At 71.7% G+C, this 16,151-nt stretch carries 13 protein-coding genes and 1 tRNA gene; 12 read left to right on the top strand and 2 right to left on the bottom strand.

Annotation, left to right across the window (positions count from 1 at the left end):
- Positions 1-21 precede the first annotated feature (21 nt).
- Positions 22-1,965, top strand: a complete 1,944-nt coding sequence (locus RY94_RS14930; RefSeq protein WP_052274448.1) for an AMP-binding protein — start codon at positions 22-24, stop codon at positions 1,963-1,965.
- Between the two features lie 7 nt (positions 1,966-1,972).
- Here the strand turns inward: RY94_RS14930 and RY94_RS14925 are convergent, their stop codons facing one another.
- A complete protein-coding gene (locus tag RY94_RS14925; protein WP_043447031.1) occupies positions 1,973-2,695 on the bottom strand; it encodes a response regulator in 723 nt (240 codons plus the stop codon).
- A complete protein-coding gene (locus RY94_RS14920) occupies positions 2,692-4,344 on the bottom strand; it encodes a sensor histidine kinase (protein WP_043447030.1) in 1,653 nt (550 codons plus the stop codon). Before RY94_RS14920 ends, RY94_RS14925 begins: the two co-directional genes overlap by 4 nt.
- Positions 4,345-4,548: 204 nt before the next feature.
- On the opposite strand from RY94_RS14920, the gene RY94_RS14910 reads away from it, so the two are divergent.
- From RY94_RS14910 to RY94_RS14860, 11 genes are all read left to right on the top strand, one after another.
- On the top strand, positions 4,549-5,958 hold the full coding sequence (locus tag RY94_RS14910) for a cation:dicarboxylate symporter family transporter (protein WP_043447025.1): 1,410 nt from the start codon (positions 4,549-4,551) through the stop codon (positions 5,956-5,958).
- 277 nt (positions 5,959-6,235) lie between these two features.
- Complete coding sequence (locus RY94_RS14905; RefSeq protein WP_043447118.1) at positions 6,236-7,123, top strand: ParA family protein; 888 nt, start codon at positions 6,236-6,238, stop codon at positions 7,121-7,123.
- Between the two features lie 36 nt (positions 7,124-7,159).
- On the top strand, positions 7,160-8,044 hold the full coding sequence (locus RY94_RS14900) for a segregation and condensation protein A (RefSeq protein WP_082046409.1): 885 nt from the start codon (positions 7,160-7,162) through the stop codon (positions 8,042-8,044).
- Entirely contained in the window at positions 8,041-8,676 is a 636-nt protein-coding gene (gene scpB, locus RY94_RS14895) for an SMC-Scp complex subunit ScpB (protein ID WP_043447021.1), read from the top strand. Before RY94_RS14900 ends, scpB begins: the two co-directional genes overlap by 4 nt.
- A 28-nt stretch (positions 8,677-8,704) precedes the next feature.
- Positions 8,705-10,069 (top strand): pseudouridine synthase, encoded by a 1,365-nt coding sequence (locus RY94_RS14890; protein ID WP_043447020.1) that lies wholly within the window; start codon positions 8,705-8,707, stop codon positions 10,067-10,069.
- A 3-nt stretch (positions 10,070-10,072) separates the two neighbouring features.
- Positions 10,073-11,197 (top strand): prephenate dehydrogenase, encoded by a 1,125-nt coding sequence (locus RY94_RS14885; RefSeq protein ID WP_043447018.1) that lies wholly within the window; start codon positions 10,073-10,075, stop codon positions 11,195-11,197.
- 29 nt (positions 11,198-11,226) lie between these two features.
- Positions 11,227-11,949 (top strand): (d)CMP kinase, encoded by a 723-nt coding sequence (cmk, locus tag RY94_RS14880; protein WP_052274455.1) that lies wholly within the window; start codon positions 11,227-11,229, stop codon positions 11,947-11,949.
- Between the two features lie 92 nt (positions 11,950-12,041).
- Positions 12,042-13,592: a ribosome biogenesis GTPase Der gene (gene der, locus RY94_RS14875; RefSeq protein WP_043447016.1), complete on the top strand. Its 1,551-nt coding sequence runs from the start codon at positions 12,042-12,044 to the stop codon at positions 13,590-13,592.
- A 77-nt stretch (positions 13,593-13,669) separates the two neighbouring features.
- A tRNA-Pro gene (locus RY94_RS14870) sits at positions 13,670-13,746 on the top strand.
- Positions 13,747-13,869: 123 nt separating this feature from the next.
- A complete protein-coding gene (locus RY94_RS14865) occupies positions 13,870-14,841 on the top strand; it encodes a hypothetical protein (RefSeq protein ID WP_043447014.1) in 972 nt (323 codons plus the stop codon).
- A complete protein-coding gene (locus RY94_RS14860; protein WP_231554558.1) occupies positions 14,838-16,133 on the top strand; it encodes a wax ester/triacylglycerol synthase domain-containing protein in 1,296 nt (431 codons plus the stop codon). Before RY94_RS14865 ends, RY94_RS14860 begins: the two co-directional genes overlap by 4 nt.
- The last annotated feature ends 18 nt before the right edge of the window (positions 16,134-16,151 follow it).

The raw sequence follows: 16,151 nt of genomic DNA, 5'->3' as shown, positions 1-16,151 counted from the left end.
CACGCGCGACGAGGGGCGACCATGGCTGCCGAACACGATGCAGGACCCGGGGTTCTCCCCGGACAGGACTACCGACGACTGCACGCGGAGAGCCTCGCGGACCCGGAGCGGTTCTGGCTGCAGGCCGCCGATGCGGTCGACTGGGTGCGCCCGCCCGCGGCCGCCGTGGACACCGCGGACGCACCGCTGTACCGCTGGTTCCCCGGCGCGTCCCTCAACACGAGCTACAACGCGCTCGACCGCCACGTCGAGGCGGGACGGGGCGACCAGGCGGCCCTGATCTACGACTCCGCGATGCTCGGCACGGTCCGCACCATCACGTACGCCGAGCTCCGCGACGAGGTCGCCGTCTTCGCGGGCGTGCTCGCGCGCCTCGGCGTCGGCAAGGGCGACAGGGTGCTGATCTACCTGCCGATGATCCCAGAGGCCGCCATCGCCATGCTCGCCTGCGCCCGGATCGGCGCCGCCCACTCCGTGGTCTTCGGAGGCTTCGCCGCCGCCGAACTGGCGGCCCGCATCAGGGATGCGCGGCCGTCGGCGGTCGTGACGGCGGACGGCGGCATCGAACCCGCCCGGCGCGTCGAGTACCTCCCCGCGGTCCAGGAGGCGCTCGCGCTCGCCGACAGCGCCGGGACGCCCGTCGTCGTCAAGGCGCGCGACGGGTTCGGCCACGGCATCACCGAGTACCGGGAGCCCGGGACGCGGTGGCTGGACTGGGACGAGGCCGTCGCCGCTGCGGAGGCCGTCCCGCCCGTGGAGGTCGCCGCGACGGACCCGCTCTACATCCTCTACACCTCCGGCACCACGGGTTCTCCGAAGGGTGTGGTGCGCGACAACGGTGGGCACGCCGTGGCGCTGACGTGGTCCATGCAGGCGATCTTCGGCGTGGGCCCGGGCGACACGATGCTGACGGCGTCCGACGTCGGCTGGGTGGTGGGCCACTCGTACATCGTCTACGGGCCGCTCCTGGCCGGCGCCACGACGGTCCTGTACGAGGGGAAGCCCGTGGGCACCCCCGACGCCGGGGCCTTCGGGCGGCTCATCGAACAGCACCGTGTGAAGGTGCTGTTCACCGCGCCCACCGCGCTCCGCTCCGTCCGGCGCGCCGACCCCGACGCCGCGGCCGTCCGCTCCCACGACCTCTCCTCGCTGGAGACGCTCTTCTCGGCCGGTGAGCGGCTCGACACGGGGACCTCCGAGTGGATCGGGGAGGTCCTCGGCGTGCCCGTCGTCGACAACTGGTGGCAGACGGAGACCGGGTGGCCCATCTGCGGGAACCCGCGCGGGCTGGGCGGCGTGCCGCTGAAGGCCGGATCGCCGTCCCTGCCCTCACCCGGGTTCGACGTCGTGATCCTCGACCCCGGCGGGTCCCCGGTGGCGGCCGGGACCGAGGGGAGCATCGCCCTGCGCCTTCCGCTCCCGCCCGGCACGCTGACCACCCTGTGGGGCAGCGACGACCGCTACCGGGACGCCTACCTCAGCGACTTCGCGGGCTTCTACACGAGCGGCGACTCCGGCTACCTGGACGAGGACGGCTACCTGTTCGTGATGGGCCGCACGGACGACGTCATCAACGTCGCCGGGCACCGGCTCTCGACCGGCGCGATCGAGCAGGTGATCGCCCAGCACCCCGCCGTCGCCGAGTGCGCCGTGCTCGGGCTGCAGGACCCGGTCAAGGGACAGCGGGCGAGCGGCTACGTGGTCCTCAAGGCGGGTGTCTCCCTCGACCCGGCCACGCTCGAGGCCGAGCTCGTGGCGATGGTCCGCCGCACGATCGGCCCCGTGGCCGACTTCCGGTCCGCCGTCGTCGTCGAGGCGCTGCCGAAGACGCGGTCCGGCAAGATCCTGCGGAAGACCATGCGGCAGATGGCGGCGGGGGCCGCGTACGCCGTCCCGTCCACCATCGAGGACCCCTCGGTGCTCGACGCGCTGGAGCCCCTGCTCCGCCCGTCGCCGGCCGGCTGACGCGCACCTACCGCTCCGGCGGGGTCCGGGCCCAGGTGTACTCGAACTCGGGACGCCCCCGCGTGCCGTAGCGAGGCGTCCGGAGGACCGACCTGCGGTCGGCGAGGTACTCGAGGTACCGCCGCGCCGTGACGCGGGACATGGACAGGGCCTCCGACACCTCGATCGCCGAGGTGGGCTCGTGCAGCTCTTTCAGGACCCCCGAGACGGCACGCAGCGTCTCCGCCGAGAGGCCCTTGGGGAGTGCCGCCACGGTGGCGGGCCGGAGGGAGGCGAAGGCCTGGTCCACCTCCTCCTGCGTGGTGGCCGAGGCCTGCTCCACGAGGTTCCGGTGGAAGTCCCGGTAGGCGTCGAGCTTCTCCCGGAACGCCGAGAAGGTGAACGGTTTGATGAGGTACTGGACGATGCCGGAGGAGATCGCCGAGCGCACCACCTGCAGGTCCCGCACGGCGGTGATCGCGATGATGTCCACCGGGAGGCCGAGACCGCGGAGGCGGCGGATGATGTCCAGTCCGTGAGCGTCCGGCAGGTTCATGTCGAGCAGGATGAGGTCGACGGCGGCCCCGCCGCGCCCCGGCTTCTCGCCCGCCAGCCGGAGGAACGCCGCGAGCTCCGCGCCGCTCCGGGCGACTCCCGCGAGCTCGAACCCCTCGAGCCGCCGGACGTATTCGGCGTGCGCGTCCGCGGCGACCGGGTCGTCCTCGACGACGAGGACGCGGATGGCACTCATGCGCCGACCCGGCCGGTGACGGGCGCGACGGGCAGCCGGACGGTGAACCGCGCCCCGCCGTCGTCCGTGTCCGTCACCGTTATCGAGCCCGCGAAGCGTCGTACCGCCTGGCGGACGAGGGCGAGGCCGATGCCGCGTCCGGCCGGAGTCCCGCCCCCGGCCTCGTGCGGCGGCTTGGTGCTGTAGCCGAAGTCGAAGATCCGGGCCTTCTCGGAGTCGGGCAGGCCGTTGCCGCTGTCCTCGACGACGATCTCCACGACCGGTGCGCCGTCGCCGTCCGTCGCGCGTCGTACCGCGAGCCGGACACGGGGTTCCTCGGATCGGGCGGCCTCGTCGAACGCGTTGTCGAGGAGGTTCCCGATGACCGTCACGAGGTCCACGGGATGGAGCGAACCGGCCTGGGCATCGGGGGCGATGTCCGAGGTGAGCTCGATACCGCGTTCGTTCGCCTGGGCGGCCTTGCCGACCAGGAGCGCCGCGATGAACGGCTCGTCGACCGCCTGGACCACCTCGTCCGTGAGCCGCTGCGACTGCTGGAGGTCCCGGGTGGCGAAATCCACGGCCTCGGCGTCCCTGCCGAGTTCCACGAGCGAGACGATGGTGTGCAGGCGGTTGGCGTGCTCGTGCGTCTGCGAGCGCAGCGCGTCCGTCAGGGTCCGCATGGTCTCCACCTGCCCGGTCAGGGCCTCGATCTCGGTGTGGTCGCGCAGGGTCGTGACGGTCCCCAGGGCACCCTGGGCCTGGGCGGTGCGGCCCGGCGCAGTGGGCGGGACGGCGGGCTCCTGGTTGACCACCAGGACCCGGGACTCGGTGACGTGCACCTCGTCCAGGGCCCGCCGGCCCGAGGAGAGCAGCTCGCGCAGCGACGGCGGCACCGCCAGGTGCGACGCCGGAACGGGCTCCTGCGATCCGTCGAGCCCGAGGAGCCGGGCCGCCTGGTCGTTGTAGAGCACCAGGCGCCCCGCCGCGTCGGTCAGGAGGAGCCCCTCCCTCACGGAGTGGAGCACCGAGTCGTAGAACACGAACGTGCGGGAGAGCTCGGCCGGTCCCATGCCCAGCGTCGCGTCCCGGAGGCGCCGGCTGAGCAGGAACGAGGCGAGGGCCCCGAGCGCCAGCGCGCCCAGGGCGATGAGGGCGACGAGCGGGAGCTGCGCGTTCCGCGCGATGGCGGCACGGTCCACGGTGATGCCCGAGGCGACCATGGCCTGCACCGTCCCGGTGTCGTCCACGACGGGGACGATCGCGCGGATGGACGGCCCGAGGGTCCCGGCGTAGGTCTCCGAGTGCGTGGTGCCTGCCAGGGCCTCGGCCACGGACCCGATGTAGGGCCTGCCGATCTCCTCCGGGTTGCGGTGCGTGAAGCGCGTACGGTCGGTCGCCATGATGGTGATGAAGTCCACGCCCAGGCGGTCCATCACCTCCACCGCGTAGGGCTGCAGGGTCGCCGAGGGGTCGGGGCCTCCGACGGCGTCCAGGACGGCGGGTTCGAGGGCGATCGACGTGGAGACGGCGACCATCCGCTCGGCCGCGGCGTCGTTCACGCCCCGGGCGGCGTCGAGGTACAGGATCACCGACAGGGAGGCCGAGAGGACCACGATGAAGACGAGCTGGGCCAGGAAGAACTGGCGGGCGAGGCTCCATCGACTCACGCGGGGATCCGCTCCTTCCGAATTGGCCCCCACGCCTGTACGACCACGACCAGTATGAACGCAATCGTGATCCGGGTCACTCGCACGGGCACGATGGGGAGGAACGACTCAACACTACGCTTCCTGGCCAGACCCCCGCGGACGGAGAACGACCTCCCCGCCGGCGCCGCCGGGCGGCCGACACCAAGGGAGAACAGCATGGCTATGGCGCCAGCGCGGTCCGACAGCGGACCAGCACAACCCCGCAAGCGGGTCGACAAGACCCACTTCCTCTACATCGCCGTCATCGCGGCCGTGATCCTCGGAGCAGTCCTCGGCCTCGTCGCCCCCGAGTTCGCGAAGGCCCTCAAGCCCCTCGGCACCGGGTTCATCAACCTCATCAAGATGATGATCGCCCCGATCATCTTCTGCACCATCGTGCTCGGGGTCGGTTCGATCGCCAAGGCCGCGACCGTCGGCAAGGTGGGCGGACTGGCGCTCGGCTACTTCATGCTCATGTCCACCTTCGCGCTCGCGATCGGGCTCGTCGTCGGCAACCTCATCCAGCCCGGTGAGGGCCTGGACATCTCGTCCTCCACCTACACCGTGCCCGAGTCCGCCGAGGGCGGCGACGGCGGGACGATCGGGTTCCTGCTCGGGATCATCCCCACGACGCTGCTGTCCGCACTGACCGGTCCCAGCATCCTCCAGACGCTGTTCGTCGCACTGCTCGTCGGCTTCGCGCTGCAGAAGATGGGCTCGGCCGGGAAGCCGATCCTCCGGGGCATCGGCCACATCCAGGCCCTGGTCTTCCGCATCCTCGTCATGATCATGTGGCTCGCGCCGATCGGTGCCTTCGGCGCCATCGCCGCCGTCGTCGGCGAGACCGGCGTGCAGGCGATCATCAGCATGGCCACGCTCATGGTCGCGTTCTACATCACCTGCATCCTGTTCATCGTGGTCATCCTGGGCGGACTGCTGCGGCTCGTCACCGGCGTCAGCATCTTCAAGCTGATGAAGTACCTCGGCCGCGAGTACCTGCTGATCTTCAGCACCTCCTCCTCCGAGGCGGCCCTGCCGCGCCTGATCGCGAAGATGGAGCACCTCGGTGTCTCCAAGCCCGTGGTGGGCGTCACCGTGCCCACCGGGTACTCCTTCAACCTCGACGGCACCGCCATCTACCTCACGATGGCCTCCCTGTTCGTCGCCGAGGCCATGGGGACGCCGCTGGCCCTCGGCGAGCAGATCTCGCTGCTCGTCTTCATGATCATCGCCTCCAAGGGCGCGGCGGGCGTCACCGGCGCCGGCCTGGCCACCCTCGCGGGCGGCCTGCAGTCGCACCGCCCCGACCTGGTGGACGGCGTCGGCCTCATCGTCGGCATCGACCGCTTCATGTCGGAGGCCCGCGCGCTGACCAACTTCACCGGTAACGCCGTCGCGACCGTCCTCATCGGCACGTGGACCAAGGAGATCGACCGCGCCCGCGTGGACGAGGTCCTCGAGGGCCGCGAGCCCTTCGACGAGGCGACCATGAGCACCGACCACCGCTTCGACAACGACGACACCGACGACGGCATCGAGGAGGGCGCGGCCGTCAGGACCGACGCCGCGGTCGTCGCACCCGCCGCGCGCTGACAGGGCGACGGCGGGAGCCACCCGCCGCGCAGGAACCGCACGAGTAGAACCGACGGCGACGGACCGGGCACCCCCGGCCGTCGCCGTCGTCGTTCCCGGCCTCGGAACCCGTCCCGCGGGAAGCTCCGACCTCAGGTCGAGGATCAAGGCTCGCCACCTCCCGACATCGATCTTCACGGCGGCCGCCCTCGGCGTTGTACCGTTGACCTAGAGAAAAGCGGCCGTGGGCGATCACGGGCCGGCCTGCACCGACACTGATGGAAGCGTGGAGACATACGTGAGTAGCGAACAGGGTTCAGCGACCCTGCCCAGCGCGGCGGACACGGAACTGGGCCCGACCGGCCGCCCCGTGACGGAATTCCCGGAGCCGAGGGTCCTGGAGTCGCACGGCCCGGCGAGGATCATCGCGATGGTCAACCAGAAGGGCGGTGTCGGCAAGACGACGTCCACCATCAACCTCGGCGCCGCGCTCGCCGAAGCGGGCCGCAGGGTCCTGCTGGTCGACTTCGACCCGCAGGGCGCGCTCTCCGCCGGCCTCGGTACCAATCCGCACGAACTCGACGTCACCGTCTACAACGTCCTCATGGACCGCAAGGTCTCCATCCAGGACGCCATCCAGCACACCGCGATCGAGAACATCGACCTGCTGCCGGCCAACATCGACCTCTCGGCCGCCGAGGTGCAGCTGGTCAACGAGGTGGCGCGCGAGCAGGTCCTCGACCGCGCGCTGCGCAAGGTCTCGGACGACTACGACGTCATCCTGATCGACTGCCAGCCGTCGCTGGGGCTGCTCACCGTGAACGCGCTCACCGCGGCGCACGGCGTCATCATCCCGCTGATCTGCGAGTTCTTCGCGCTGCGCGCCGTGGCACTGCTGGTCGAGACCATCGAGAAGGTACAGGACCGCCTGAACCCGCGGCTGCAGATCGACGGCGTGCTCGCCACCATGTACGACGCCCGGACGCTCCACAGCCGCGAGGTCATCGCGCGCCTCGTCGAAGCCTTCGGCGACAAGGTCTTCGAGACCGTCATCAAGCGCACCATCAAGTTCGCCGACGCGACCGTGGCGGCGGAGCCCATCACGTCCTATGCGGCCAACCACTCCGGTGCGGACGCCTACCGCCGCCTCGCCAAGGAACTGATCAGCAGGGGCGGAGCGCCCTAGTGCGGGTCTCCTCCGGGTCCTCCCGGTCCCGCTAGGGTGGTGCGCGTGGCGGACGCCCCGGCGGTCGGGACGCCGGCGGGAGCCGGCGCGCGCCAGGTCTTCGAGGTGCAGCTGACCAACTTCAGCGGGCCCTTCGACCTGCTGCTGAACCTCATCTCCCGGCGTGAGCTCGATATCACCGAGATCGCCCTGGCACAGGTCACGGACGAGTTCATCGCCCACATCCGCCGCATCCAGGCCGCCGAGGGGGAGTGGAAGCTCGACGAGGCGAGCGAGTTCCTGGTGGTCGCGGCGACCCTCCTGGACCTGAAGGCGGCACGCCTGCTGCCGGCCGGCGCCGTCGAGGACGCGGAGGACGTCGCACTCCTGGAGGCCCGCGACCTGCTGTTCGCCAGGCTCCTGCAGTACCGGGCCTTCAAGGAGATGGCCCGGCACCTCGCCGCCCGCCTCGAGGAGGAGGACGCACGCCACCCGCGCGACGCGCCGCTCGAGCCGCACTTCACCCGGCTCCTCCCGGAACTCCTCTGGCGGCACTCTCCCGAGGAGTTCGCGGCCATCGCCGCCCGGGTGCTCGCGCCGCGGGAGGAACGGCCCGCCGAGGTGGGCATCGGACACCTGCACGCGCCCGCGGTCAGCGTGCGCGAGCAGGCCCTGGCCCTGCGGGACCTCCTGCAGGGCAGCGGCGCGCTGTCCTTCCGCCACCTCACGGAGGATGCCGCGTCCCGGCTGGTGCTCGTGGTGCGATTCCTCGCCCTGCTGGAGCTGTACCGGGACGGTGCCGTCTCCTTCGAGCAGGCGGCCCCCCTGTCCGAGCTCCTGGTGCGGTGGAGCACGGAGGACGGGCCGTGGGCGACCGGCGTGATGACCAGCGATGGCGAGGGCGCGGCGGACACGCGCGACGACGAGAGGGGTGCGGCATGAGCGAGGGGACAGCCCCCGACGGGCAGGACGTCCCCGTCGAGGATCTGCCCGGCGGGCTGCGGGCGGCGGTGGAGGCGATCCTCATGGTCGCGGACCGGCCCGTCACCGACGAGCAGGTCGCCGCGGCGCTCGACCGGCCGGCCGCACAGGTGGGCGCGGTGCTCGTGGACCTGCAGCGGGAGTATGACGGCTATACTGGATCAGGCTCCCAGGGCGCCGAAGATCCCATGCCGCGTGGTTTCGAACTCAGGAACATCGCCGGCGGGTGGCGCATCTTCTCGCGGCAGCACTTCGCATCCGTCGTCGCAGACTTCGTGCTCGACGGCCAATCAGCCCGGTTGTCACAGGCAGCGCTCGAGACCCTGGCGGTCATCGCGTACCGCCAGCCGGTGTCCCGTGCCAGGGTTTCCGCGATTCGGGGCGTCAATGTCGATTCCGTGGTCCGCACGCTGCTGCAGCGCGGACTGGTTGTCGAGCTCGAGACCGATCCGGAGACCGGTGCCGTCCTTTATGGGACCACCACCCTCTTTCTGGAAAGATTGGGGCTGGGCAGCGTCGACGAACTGCCCCGGATCGCTCCCCACCTGCCGGGCCTCGAGAGCCTTGGGGAGTATGACGAAACGACGTACTGAGCACGACCGACGAGAAGGACTTTTCTACATGACACAGCAGCCAGGATCCGGTTCCGGACGCAATACGCCGCGCCGCGGCGGGTCGGCCGGGCGCCCATCCGACGCTGCCCGCACCAGGAAGTCCGCTCCCCGTACCGGTTCGGGGCAGGGTGGCGGGCGTTCCGGTGAGGGTCGTCCCTTCCAGGAGCGCTCGGCGCAGGGTGGCCGTCCGGGTGAGTCCCGCCCCGCACGGGACGACGCCCGCCCCTCGCGGGACGACGCCCGCCCCTCGCGGGACGACACCCGCTCCTCCGGGGGCCGCCCCTCCCGGGACGACACCCGTTCCTCCGGAGGCCGCCCCTCCGGCGCGGGCGATCGTCGCGATGCAGGTGACCGTCGCGAATCCGCCGAGGGACGCGCGCGGTCTGCCGCGGGCCGTCCCTCCGCAGGCACCCCCTCGAGCCGCTTCGGGACGAAGGCGGGAGGGCGTGCGACCGGCAAGCCCGGCCGCCCCGGTGCCGCGACCGGCGGACGCACGGGTGAGCAGAAGAGCGCGGCGCGCCAGAAGCCTGCCGGCGCCAAGCCCTTCGGGCGTGAACGCTTCGGGCAGAACCTCGGGCCGGTGCGCGTCGCCAGGCCCAAGCGTTCCAGCCGCCCCGCCGACGAGATCGACGTCCACAATCCGGAGGGCGTCCGCCTGCAGAAGGTCATGGCCCTCGCCGGCGTCGCCTCGCGCCGCGTCTGCGAGGAGATGATCCTCGACGGCCGCGTGGAGGTGGACGGTACCGTCGTCACCGAACTCGGCGTGCGCGTCGCCCCCGAGCAGGTCGCCATCCACGTGGACGGCATCCGCCTCCAGCTCGACGAGAACCTCAAGTACTACGTCTTCAACAAGCCCCGCGGCGTCGTCTCCACCATGGAGGACCCCGAGGGCCGCCCGTGCATCAGCGACTTCCTGAAGAACAAGAACAAGAACGAGCGACTCTTCCACGTGGGCCGCCTGGACGCCGAGACCGAGGGCCTGCTCCTGCTCACCAACGACGGCGAACTCACCAACCGCCTGACCCACCCCTCCTACGAGGTCCCGAAGACCTACCTCGTGCAGGTCCGCGGTCCCATGGGCCAGGGCATCGGCGCGCAGATGAAGGCCGGTATCGAGCTGGAGGACGGCCTCGCGAAGGTCGACTCCTTCAAGCTCGTCGACTCGACGCCCGGCCACATCCTCGTCGAGGTCGTGCTGCACTCGGGCCGCAACCGCGTGGTCCGCCGACTCTTCGACGCCGTCGGGCATCCCGTGGAACGCCTCGTCCGCACCCAGCTCGGCCCCATCCGCGTGGGCGACCAGCGCCAGGGCAGCATCCGCGTGCTCGGACGCCAGGAGGTCGGGCACCTGCTGGCATCGGTGGGCCTCTAGCCCATGACCGCGCGCACGGAGCAGGGAACGCACCTCGCAGGACCGGTCCTCGTCATCGGGGCCGGGCTGCTGGGTGCCAGCATCGGGCTGGGGCTGCGCGCCCGCGGGCTCGACGTCGTCCTGTCCGACAGCTCGCCCTCCACCGAGGCCGTCGCCCGCGACATCGGAGCCGGCCGGCTCCTCGCGGAGGTGCTGGCCGCGGGGGAGCGGCCGGCACCGGAACTCGTCGTCGTCGCGACCCCTCCCGACGTCACCGCTCAGGTCGTGGCGGCCGCGCTCCGGGACTACCCGGACGCCGTCGTCATGGACATCTGCAGCGTGAAGGAAGCGATCCTGCGCGACCTCGAAGGGACGCCGGGTGCCGCGGCGCACCTGTCGCGCTACGTCGGGACGCATCCGATGGCCGGCCGCGAGACGTCCGGTCCCGTCGCGGCCCGCGCGGAACTGTTCACCGGTGCACCCTGGGTGCTCTGCGGCGCCCACAGTTCCACCGAGGCCGTCCTGTGCGCCGAACGGCTCGCCGTCGACCTCGGGGCCGTGCCCGCGCGCATGTCCGTCGAGGAGCACGACCAGGCCGTGGCGCTCATCTCCCACCTGCCGCAGGTGGTGTCCTCGCTCGTGGCGAGCAGGCTGCAGGACTCGCCCGTGCAGGCGCTCTCGCTCGCAGGCAACGGACTGCGGGACGTGACGCGCATCGCGGCGAGCGACCCCCGCCTCTGGGTGCAGATCCTCTCCGCCAATGCCGGCCGACTCGTCGAGATCCTGTACGGCGTCCGCGAGGACCTGAACCGGCTGATCAGCACCCTCGAGGACCCGACGGGCGGCGGATCCCGCCTCGACATGGCCCAGCTGATGTCCGAGGGGAACGCAGGCCAGGCGCGCGTGCCCGGCAAGCACGGGACGCCGCCGAACTCCTTCGCCCGCCTGACCGTGCTCGTCGACGACGTGCCAGGGCAGATCGCGAAACTCCTGACGGAGATCGGGCACACCGGCATCAACGTCGAGGATTTCCGCCTCGAACACTCTCCCGGGCGCCAGGTGGGCCTCGCCGAACTGTCGGTCATCCCGGGCAAACGACAAGAACTCACGGAGTCCCTGACGCAGCGGGGCTGGAAGGTAGTGCAGTGACGCAGGTTTCAGCAGTGCAGACGCCCATCATCCCGGACGCCGCCGGCGAGTCCGCGCCATCCAGCCCGCACTCGGGCTTCCGTCTGGGCAAGTCCCTCGTCGTGGCGATCGACGGGCCCTCCGGTTCCGGGAAGTCGAGTGTCAGCAGGGAAGTGGCCCGGCGGCTCCGCGCCGCGTATCTCGACACCGGGGCGATGTACCGCGCCGTCACCCTCCACTGCGTCGCGCAGGGGATCGATCTCGAGGACAGCGCCGCCGTCGAGGCGGCGGCGCGGGAGGTCGAGCTGTTCATCAGCACCAGCCCGGACCACGAATCCGTGACCATCGGGGGCGACGACGTCACCGCCGCCATCCGCGAGCCCGCGGTGTCCTCAGCGGTGAGCGCCGTCGCGACCACCATGGGTGCCCGGGCCGAGCTGATCCGGCGCCAGCGCGCGCTGATCGCCGGAGCCGGACACCGCATCGTCGCCGAGGGGCGCGACATCACCACCGTCGTCGCCCCCGACGCCGAGGTGCGCATCCTCCTCACCGCGAGCGAGGAGGCGCGCCTGCGCCGCCGCGGGGACCAGCTCGGCGGTACGCAGACCGACGCCCAGCTGAAGCGGCAGGTCACCGAACGGGACGCCCGGGACTCGACCGTCGTCGAGTTCCACCAGGCCGCGGACGGAGTGGTCGCGCTCGACTCCTCGGACCTCGACTTCGAGCAGACCGTAACCGCCGTCCTCGGCATCGTGCGCACGGTGGCGCACTAGCCGTCCCGCGACGGCCCACCGCAAGACCCAGGGCGCGAGCCCACCCAGGATTGCCGTCGGGAGACGGTGAACATCAACCGAAGGAATACCAGATGAGCGAGAACCTTTCGCCGGACGAGCAGAGCCCCGGAGCCGACGAGGACTACGAGCCGAGCGGCGAGGACCAGGTCGGTGCGCTGCTCGACAGCCTCGACGACGCCGAGGCGGAGCAGCGCGCCGCCTCCCTCCGCGCGGGCCTCGAGGACTACGAGCTCGACGACGAGGACGCCGCGCTCCTGGACCGCCGGCACGAGGACTTCGACGACGAGGCGGAAGGCCGGCTCAACCCCGTGCTCGCCATCGTCGGCCGCCCGAACGTCGGCAAGTCCACGCTCGTCAACCGCATCCTCGGCCGACGCGAGGCCGTCGTCGAGGACACCCCCGGCGTGACCCGCGACCGCGTCTCCTACCCGGCCCAGTGGTCCGGGCGGAACTTCACCCTCGTCGACACGGGCGGATGGGAGCAGGACGCCAGGGGCATCGCCGCGCGCGTCGCCGACCAGGCGGAGATCGCCGTCGACATGGCGGATGCCGTCCTGTTCGTCGTCGACGCCACCGTGGGTGCCACCGCGACGGACGAGGCCGTGGTGCGCATGCTGCGCCGCAAGAACAGGCCCGTCATCCTCGTGGCCAACAAGGTGGACGACATCCAGAACGAGGCCGACGCCTCCGTGCTGTGGGGCCTCGGCTTCGGGCAGCCCTGGCCGGTGTCCGCGCTGCACGGCCGCGGTACCGCCGACATGCTCGACCACATCAACACGATCCTCCCCGAGTTCTCCGAGCACGGCGGCATCGAGCGCTCCGGCGGCCCCCGCCGCATCGCGCTGATCGGCCGACCCAACGTGGGCAAGTCCTCGCTGCTGAACAAGCTCGCGGGCTCCGACCGCGTCGTCGTCGACCCGCTGGCCGGGACCACGCGCGACCCCGTGGACGAGATGATCGAGCTCGGCGGGCGCACCTGGCGCTTCGTGGATACCGCAGGCATCCGCCGCCGCGTCCACATGCAGCAGGGCGCCGACTTCTACGCGTCCCTGCGCACCCAGTCCGCCCTGGAGAAGGCCGAGGTCGCCGTGGTGCTCCTCGCCGTCGACGAGGTGCTCAGCGAGCAGGACATCCGCATCCTGAACCTGGCCATCGAGTCCGGCCGCGCGATCGTGCTGGCCTTCAACAAGTGGGACCTGCTCGACGACGAACGCCGGCGCTACCTCGAGCGCGAGATCGACCAGGACCTGGCCCACGTGGACTGGGCCCCGCGCGTGAACATCTCGGCGCTCACCGGCTGGCACAAGGACCGTCTCGTCCCCGCGCTCGACGTCGCCCTCGAGTCCTGGGACCGCCGCATCCCGACGGGCCGGCTCAACGCGTTCCTCGGCGAACTCGTGGCCGCCCACCCGCACCCCGTGCGCGGCGGGAAGCAGCCCCGCATCCTCTTCGGGACCCAGGCCTCCAGCCGGCCGCCGAGGTTCGTGCTGTTCACCACGGGGTTCCTGGACCCCGGCTACCGCCGCTTCATCACGCGCCGCCTGCGGGAGACGTTCGGCTTCGAGGGCACGCCCATCGAGGTCAGCATGCGCGTCCGCGAGAAGCGCAGCCGCAAGCGCTGACCCCCTCTCCGGTGTGCGGTTCCGCCGCTGGATGCTGTAGTGTTATCCGAGTGGTTTGGCCTGCTGGACAGGCCGTTCGGGATGTGGCGCAGCTTGGTAGCGCACTTGACTGGGGGTCAAGGGGTCGCAGGTTCAAATCCTGTCATCCCGACCATGTGATGTCCTCGGACATCGACCACGGAACGCCTTCCTTCGGGAGGGCGTTTCGTGTTTCCGGGCCTCTGTGAGGGGACTCTCGGCCCTAGGCGGGTCCCGTGGCGCGGACGAGGATCGACGGATGAAGAGCGACCAGCCACCCGCCGTCGTCGGAGGAGCGCGCCCGGACGAGGCCCCGGTCCGCACCGTCGCCACGCCGTCCGGTCGCCGGCCGGGCCAGGGACTCCTGCAGGGAAGCGCGACGGCCACGGCCCTGGTGCGCCCGGGCGCGGCATACACCCTGTCCGCCGCCCTGGCGGTGATGACGCTGCTCGCCGCCTCCGCCTCCTTCTTCCTCCCCGACGTGCTCGGCGGGCCGGCCGTGACGCGTGGGAGCCTCCGCGGGACGGCGCTCGTGCTGATGGTCATCGCCGTCCCGCTCCTCGTAGCCTCGATGTCCTTCGCGGCGAGGAACTCCGCCCGGGCCCTCGTGGTGTGGCTGGGAGCGGTGGCGTACATCATCTACCAGGCGGTGCTGTTCCTGTTCGGCACGCCCTTCAACGGTCTCTTCCTCGCCTATGTGGCGATGCTCTCGCTCGCGCTGTGGTCCGCGGGGGCGCTGCTGCGGCAGATCGATCCGGCGGTCTTCAACGCCTGCTTCGACGACCGCCTGCCCGCACGGGGCATCGCGGCGTACGCGGTCGTCGTCGCCGCCCTCAATGCGCTGGTCTGGTTGCGGACGATCGTGCCCGCGATGCTCGGCGAGGACCCGCCCGCCTTCCTGGCGGGATCGGGCATGACGACCAATCCCGTCTTCGTCCAGGATCTCGCCGTCTGGCTCCCACTGCTGGCGGTCGCCTCGTGGTGGCTGTGGACGTCCCGCCCGCTCGGCCGGCTCGTGGTCGGTGCACTGCTCGTCCTGCTGGTGGTCGAGGGTATCGGCGTGGCCACCGACCAATGGTTCGGTGCTGTCGCGGACCCGGGGACGCCGTTCGCGTCCATGGCGGCCGTTCCTCTCTTCGCGGCCGTCGCCGCGATCGGGATGGTGCCGCTCCTCGTGTTCCTCCGCCATCTGGGTGCGGGTCGGGTGGAGGCGACCGGGTCCGTGCGATGACCCCGATCCCGGCCGGAGAGCGGCTGGCCCCGGTCGACGAGGCCAACCTCGTGCTGGACCACGCCGGACAGGTGAACGTGTTCCTCGTCGCGGGCGTGCTCGCGGCAGGCGGGTTCGTGGGGCCCGACGGCGTCCCCGACCTGACCATGGTGCGCGCCGTCGTGGGCGAGCGGATCGCCGCGCTGCCGCGGCTGCGCCGGCTGGCGGTCCGGGACGGCCGCCGGCACCGGTGGGCGGAGGTGTCGCCGGATCTCCGCCATCACATCCGCCTCGTGGCCGCCGTGCCGGGACCGGCCGGGCTCGAACGCCTGTGCGGCGAGCTGATGGGTGTGCCCCTGCCGCGGTACCGCCCGCTGTGGGAACTGTTGCTGGTGCCGGGTGCGAACGCCGTCGGGGTGGGGATGGTGCTGCGCGTCCACCATGCGCTGGCCGACGGTCTGGGGGCGGTGTCGATCGTGCAGCACCTCTTCGACCCGGGGGGAGCATCCACGCCGGAAACGGCACCACCCCCGCCGGCCGCCGCTGCCGGCGGTCGGCGGGATCTGTGCCGTGTCCTCCGCCGGGCCGTCGTCGGCGGGCGCCGCATCCGGCTGACCCTCACGGGGCGGGAGGTGGGGTCCACCCTGCTCCTGGGCGAGCGCAGCGCACACCGTGGCGTCGCCTTCCTCGACGCCGACCTCGCCGCCGTCGGGGCCCATGCGCGAGCCGTCGGTGCCACGGTGAACGACGCCCTGCTCTCCGCGGTGGCGTCGGGCTACCGGGCCGCCCTCCAGACGGCCGGCGAGGGCGTCCCCGCGGACCTGCCCGTGTCGGTCCCGGTGGCGCTGCAGCGTCGGGGATCATCGGGCAACCACGTCGGGGTCATGCTCGTGCATCTGCCGCTCGGCGAGCCCGATCCGGCGCGGCGCCTGCGCCTCATCGCCGCCCGCACCCGCTCCGAGAAGGTGGAGGCGCGGCAGCAGGGCACGCTGGAGTTCATGCGCGGCCCCCTCGGTGCCCGGATCCTGGACCGGGTTGCGCACCGCCAGCACCTGGTGGCGGGGTTCGTGACCGATGTCCCGGGTCCGGGCCGGGCCCTCCAGCTCGCCGGCGCCCCCGTGACGGACATCTGGCCCGTCGCGGTACTCGCCGCGAACGTCCGGCTGGGCGTCGCGGCGGTCTCCTACGACGGCCGCCTGCGCTGCAGCGTCCACTTCGACGCGGCGAGCGTGCCCGGGACGGTGTTCGCGCGGGCCATGGCGGAGGAGTTCGTCCGCCTGGGCGGACACCCCGCGGCCGACCGGCCCGTCTGACTAACCTGTCTGACTAAC

Source organism: Arthrobacter sp. L77 (assembly GCF_000816565.1).
GTDB classification, from domain to species: Bacteria; Actinomycetota; Actinomycetes; order Actinomycetales; family Micrococcaceae; genus Arthrobacter_D; species Arthrobacter_D antioxidans.
The sequence above is the reverse complement of the archived record's forward strand: the minus strand, read 5'-3'. Positions and strand labels throughout refer to the sequence as shown.

Coding starts and splice junctions, on each gene's coding strand:
- RY94_RS14925 (WP_043447031.1), bottom strand. CDS start 2,695: ATGAGTGCCATCCGCGTCCTCGTCGTCGAGGACGACCCGGTCGCCGCG.
- RY94_RS14910 (WP_043447025.1), top strand. CDS start 4,549: ATGGCGCCAGCGCGGTCCGACAGCGGACCAGCACAACCCCGCAAGCGG.
- RY94_RS14860 (WP_231554558.1), top strand. CDS start 14,838: ATGACCCCGATCCCGGCCGGAGAGCGGCTGGCCCCGGTCGACGAGGCC.
- RY94_RS14890 (WP_043447020.1), top strand. CDS start 8,705: ATGACACAGCAGCCAGGATCCGGTTCCGGACGCAATACGCCGCGCCGC.
- RY94_RS14865 (WP_043447014.1), top strand. CDS start 13,870: ATGAAGAGCGACCAGCCACCCGCCGTCGTCGGAGGAGCGCGCCCGGAC.
- RY94_RS14885 (WP_043447018.1), top strand. CDS start 10,073: ATGACCGCGCGCACGGAGCAGGGAACGCACCTCGCAGGACCGGTCCTC.
- RY94_RS14930 (WP_052274448.1), top strand. CDS start 22: ATGGCTGCCGAACACGATGCAGGACCCGGGGTTCTCCCCGGACAGGAC.
- der (WP_043447016.1), top strand. CDS start 12,042: ATGAGCGAGAACCTTTCGCCGGACGAGCAGAGCCCCGGAGCCGACGAG.
- scpB (WP_043447021.1), top strand. CDS start 8,041: ATGAGCGAGGGGACAGCCCCCGACGGGCAGGACGTCCCCGTCGAGGAT.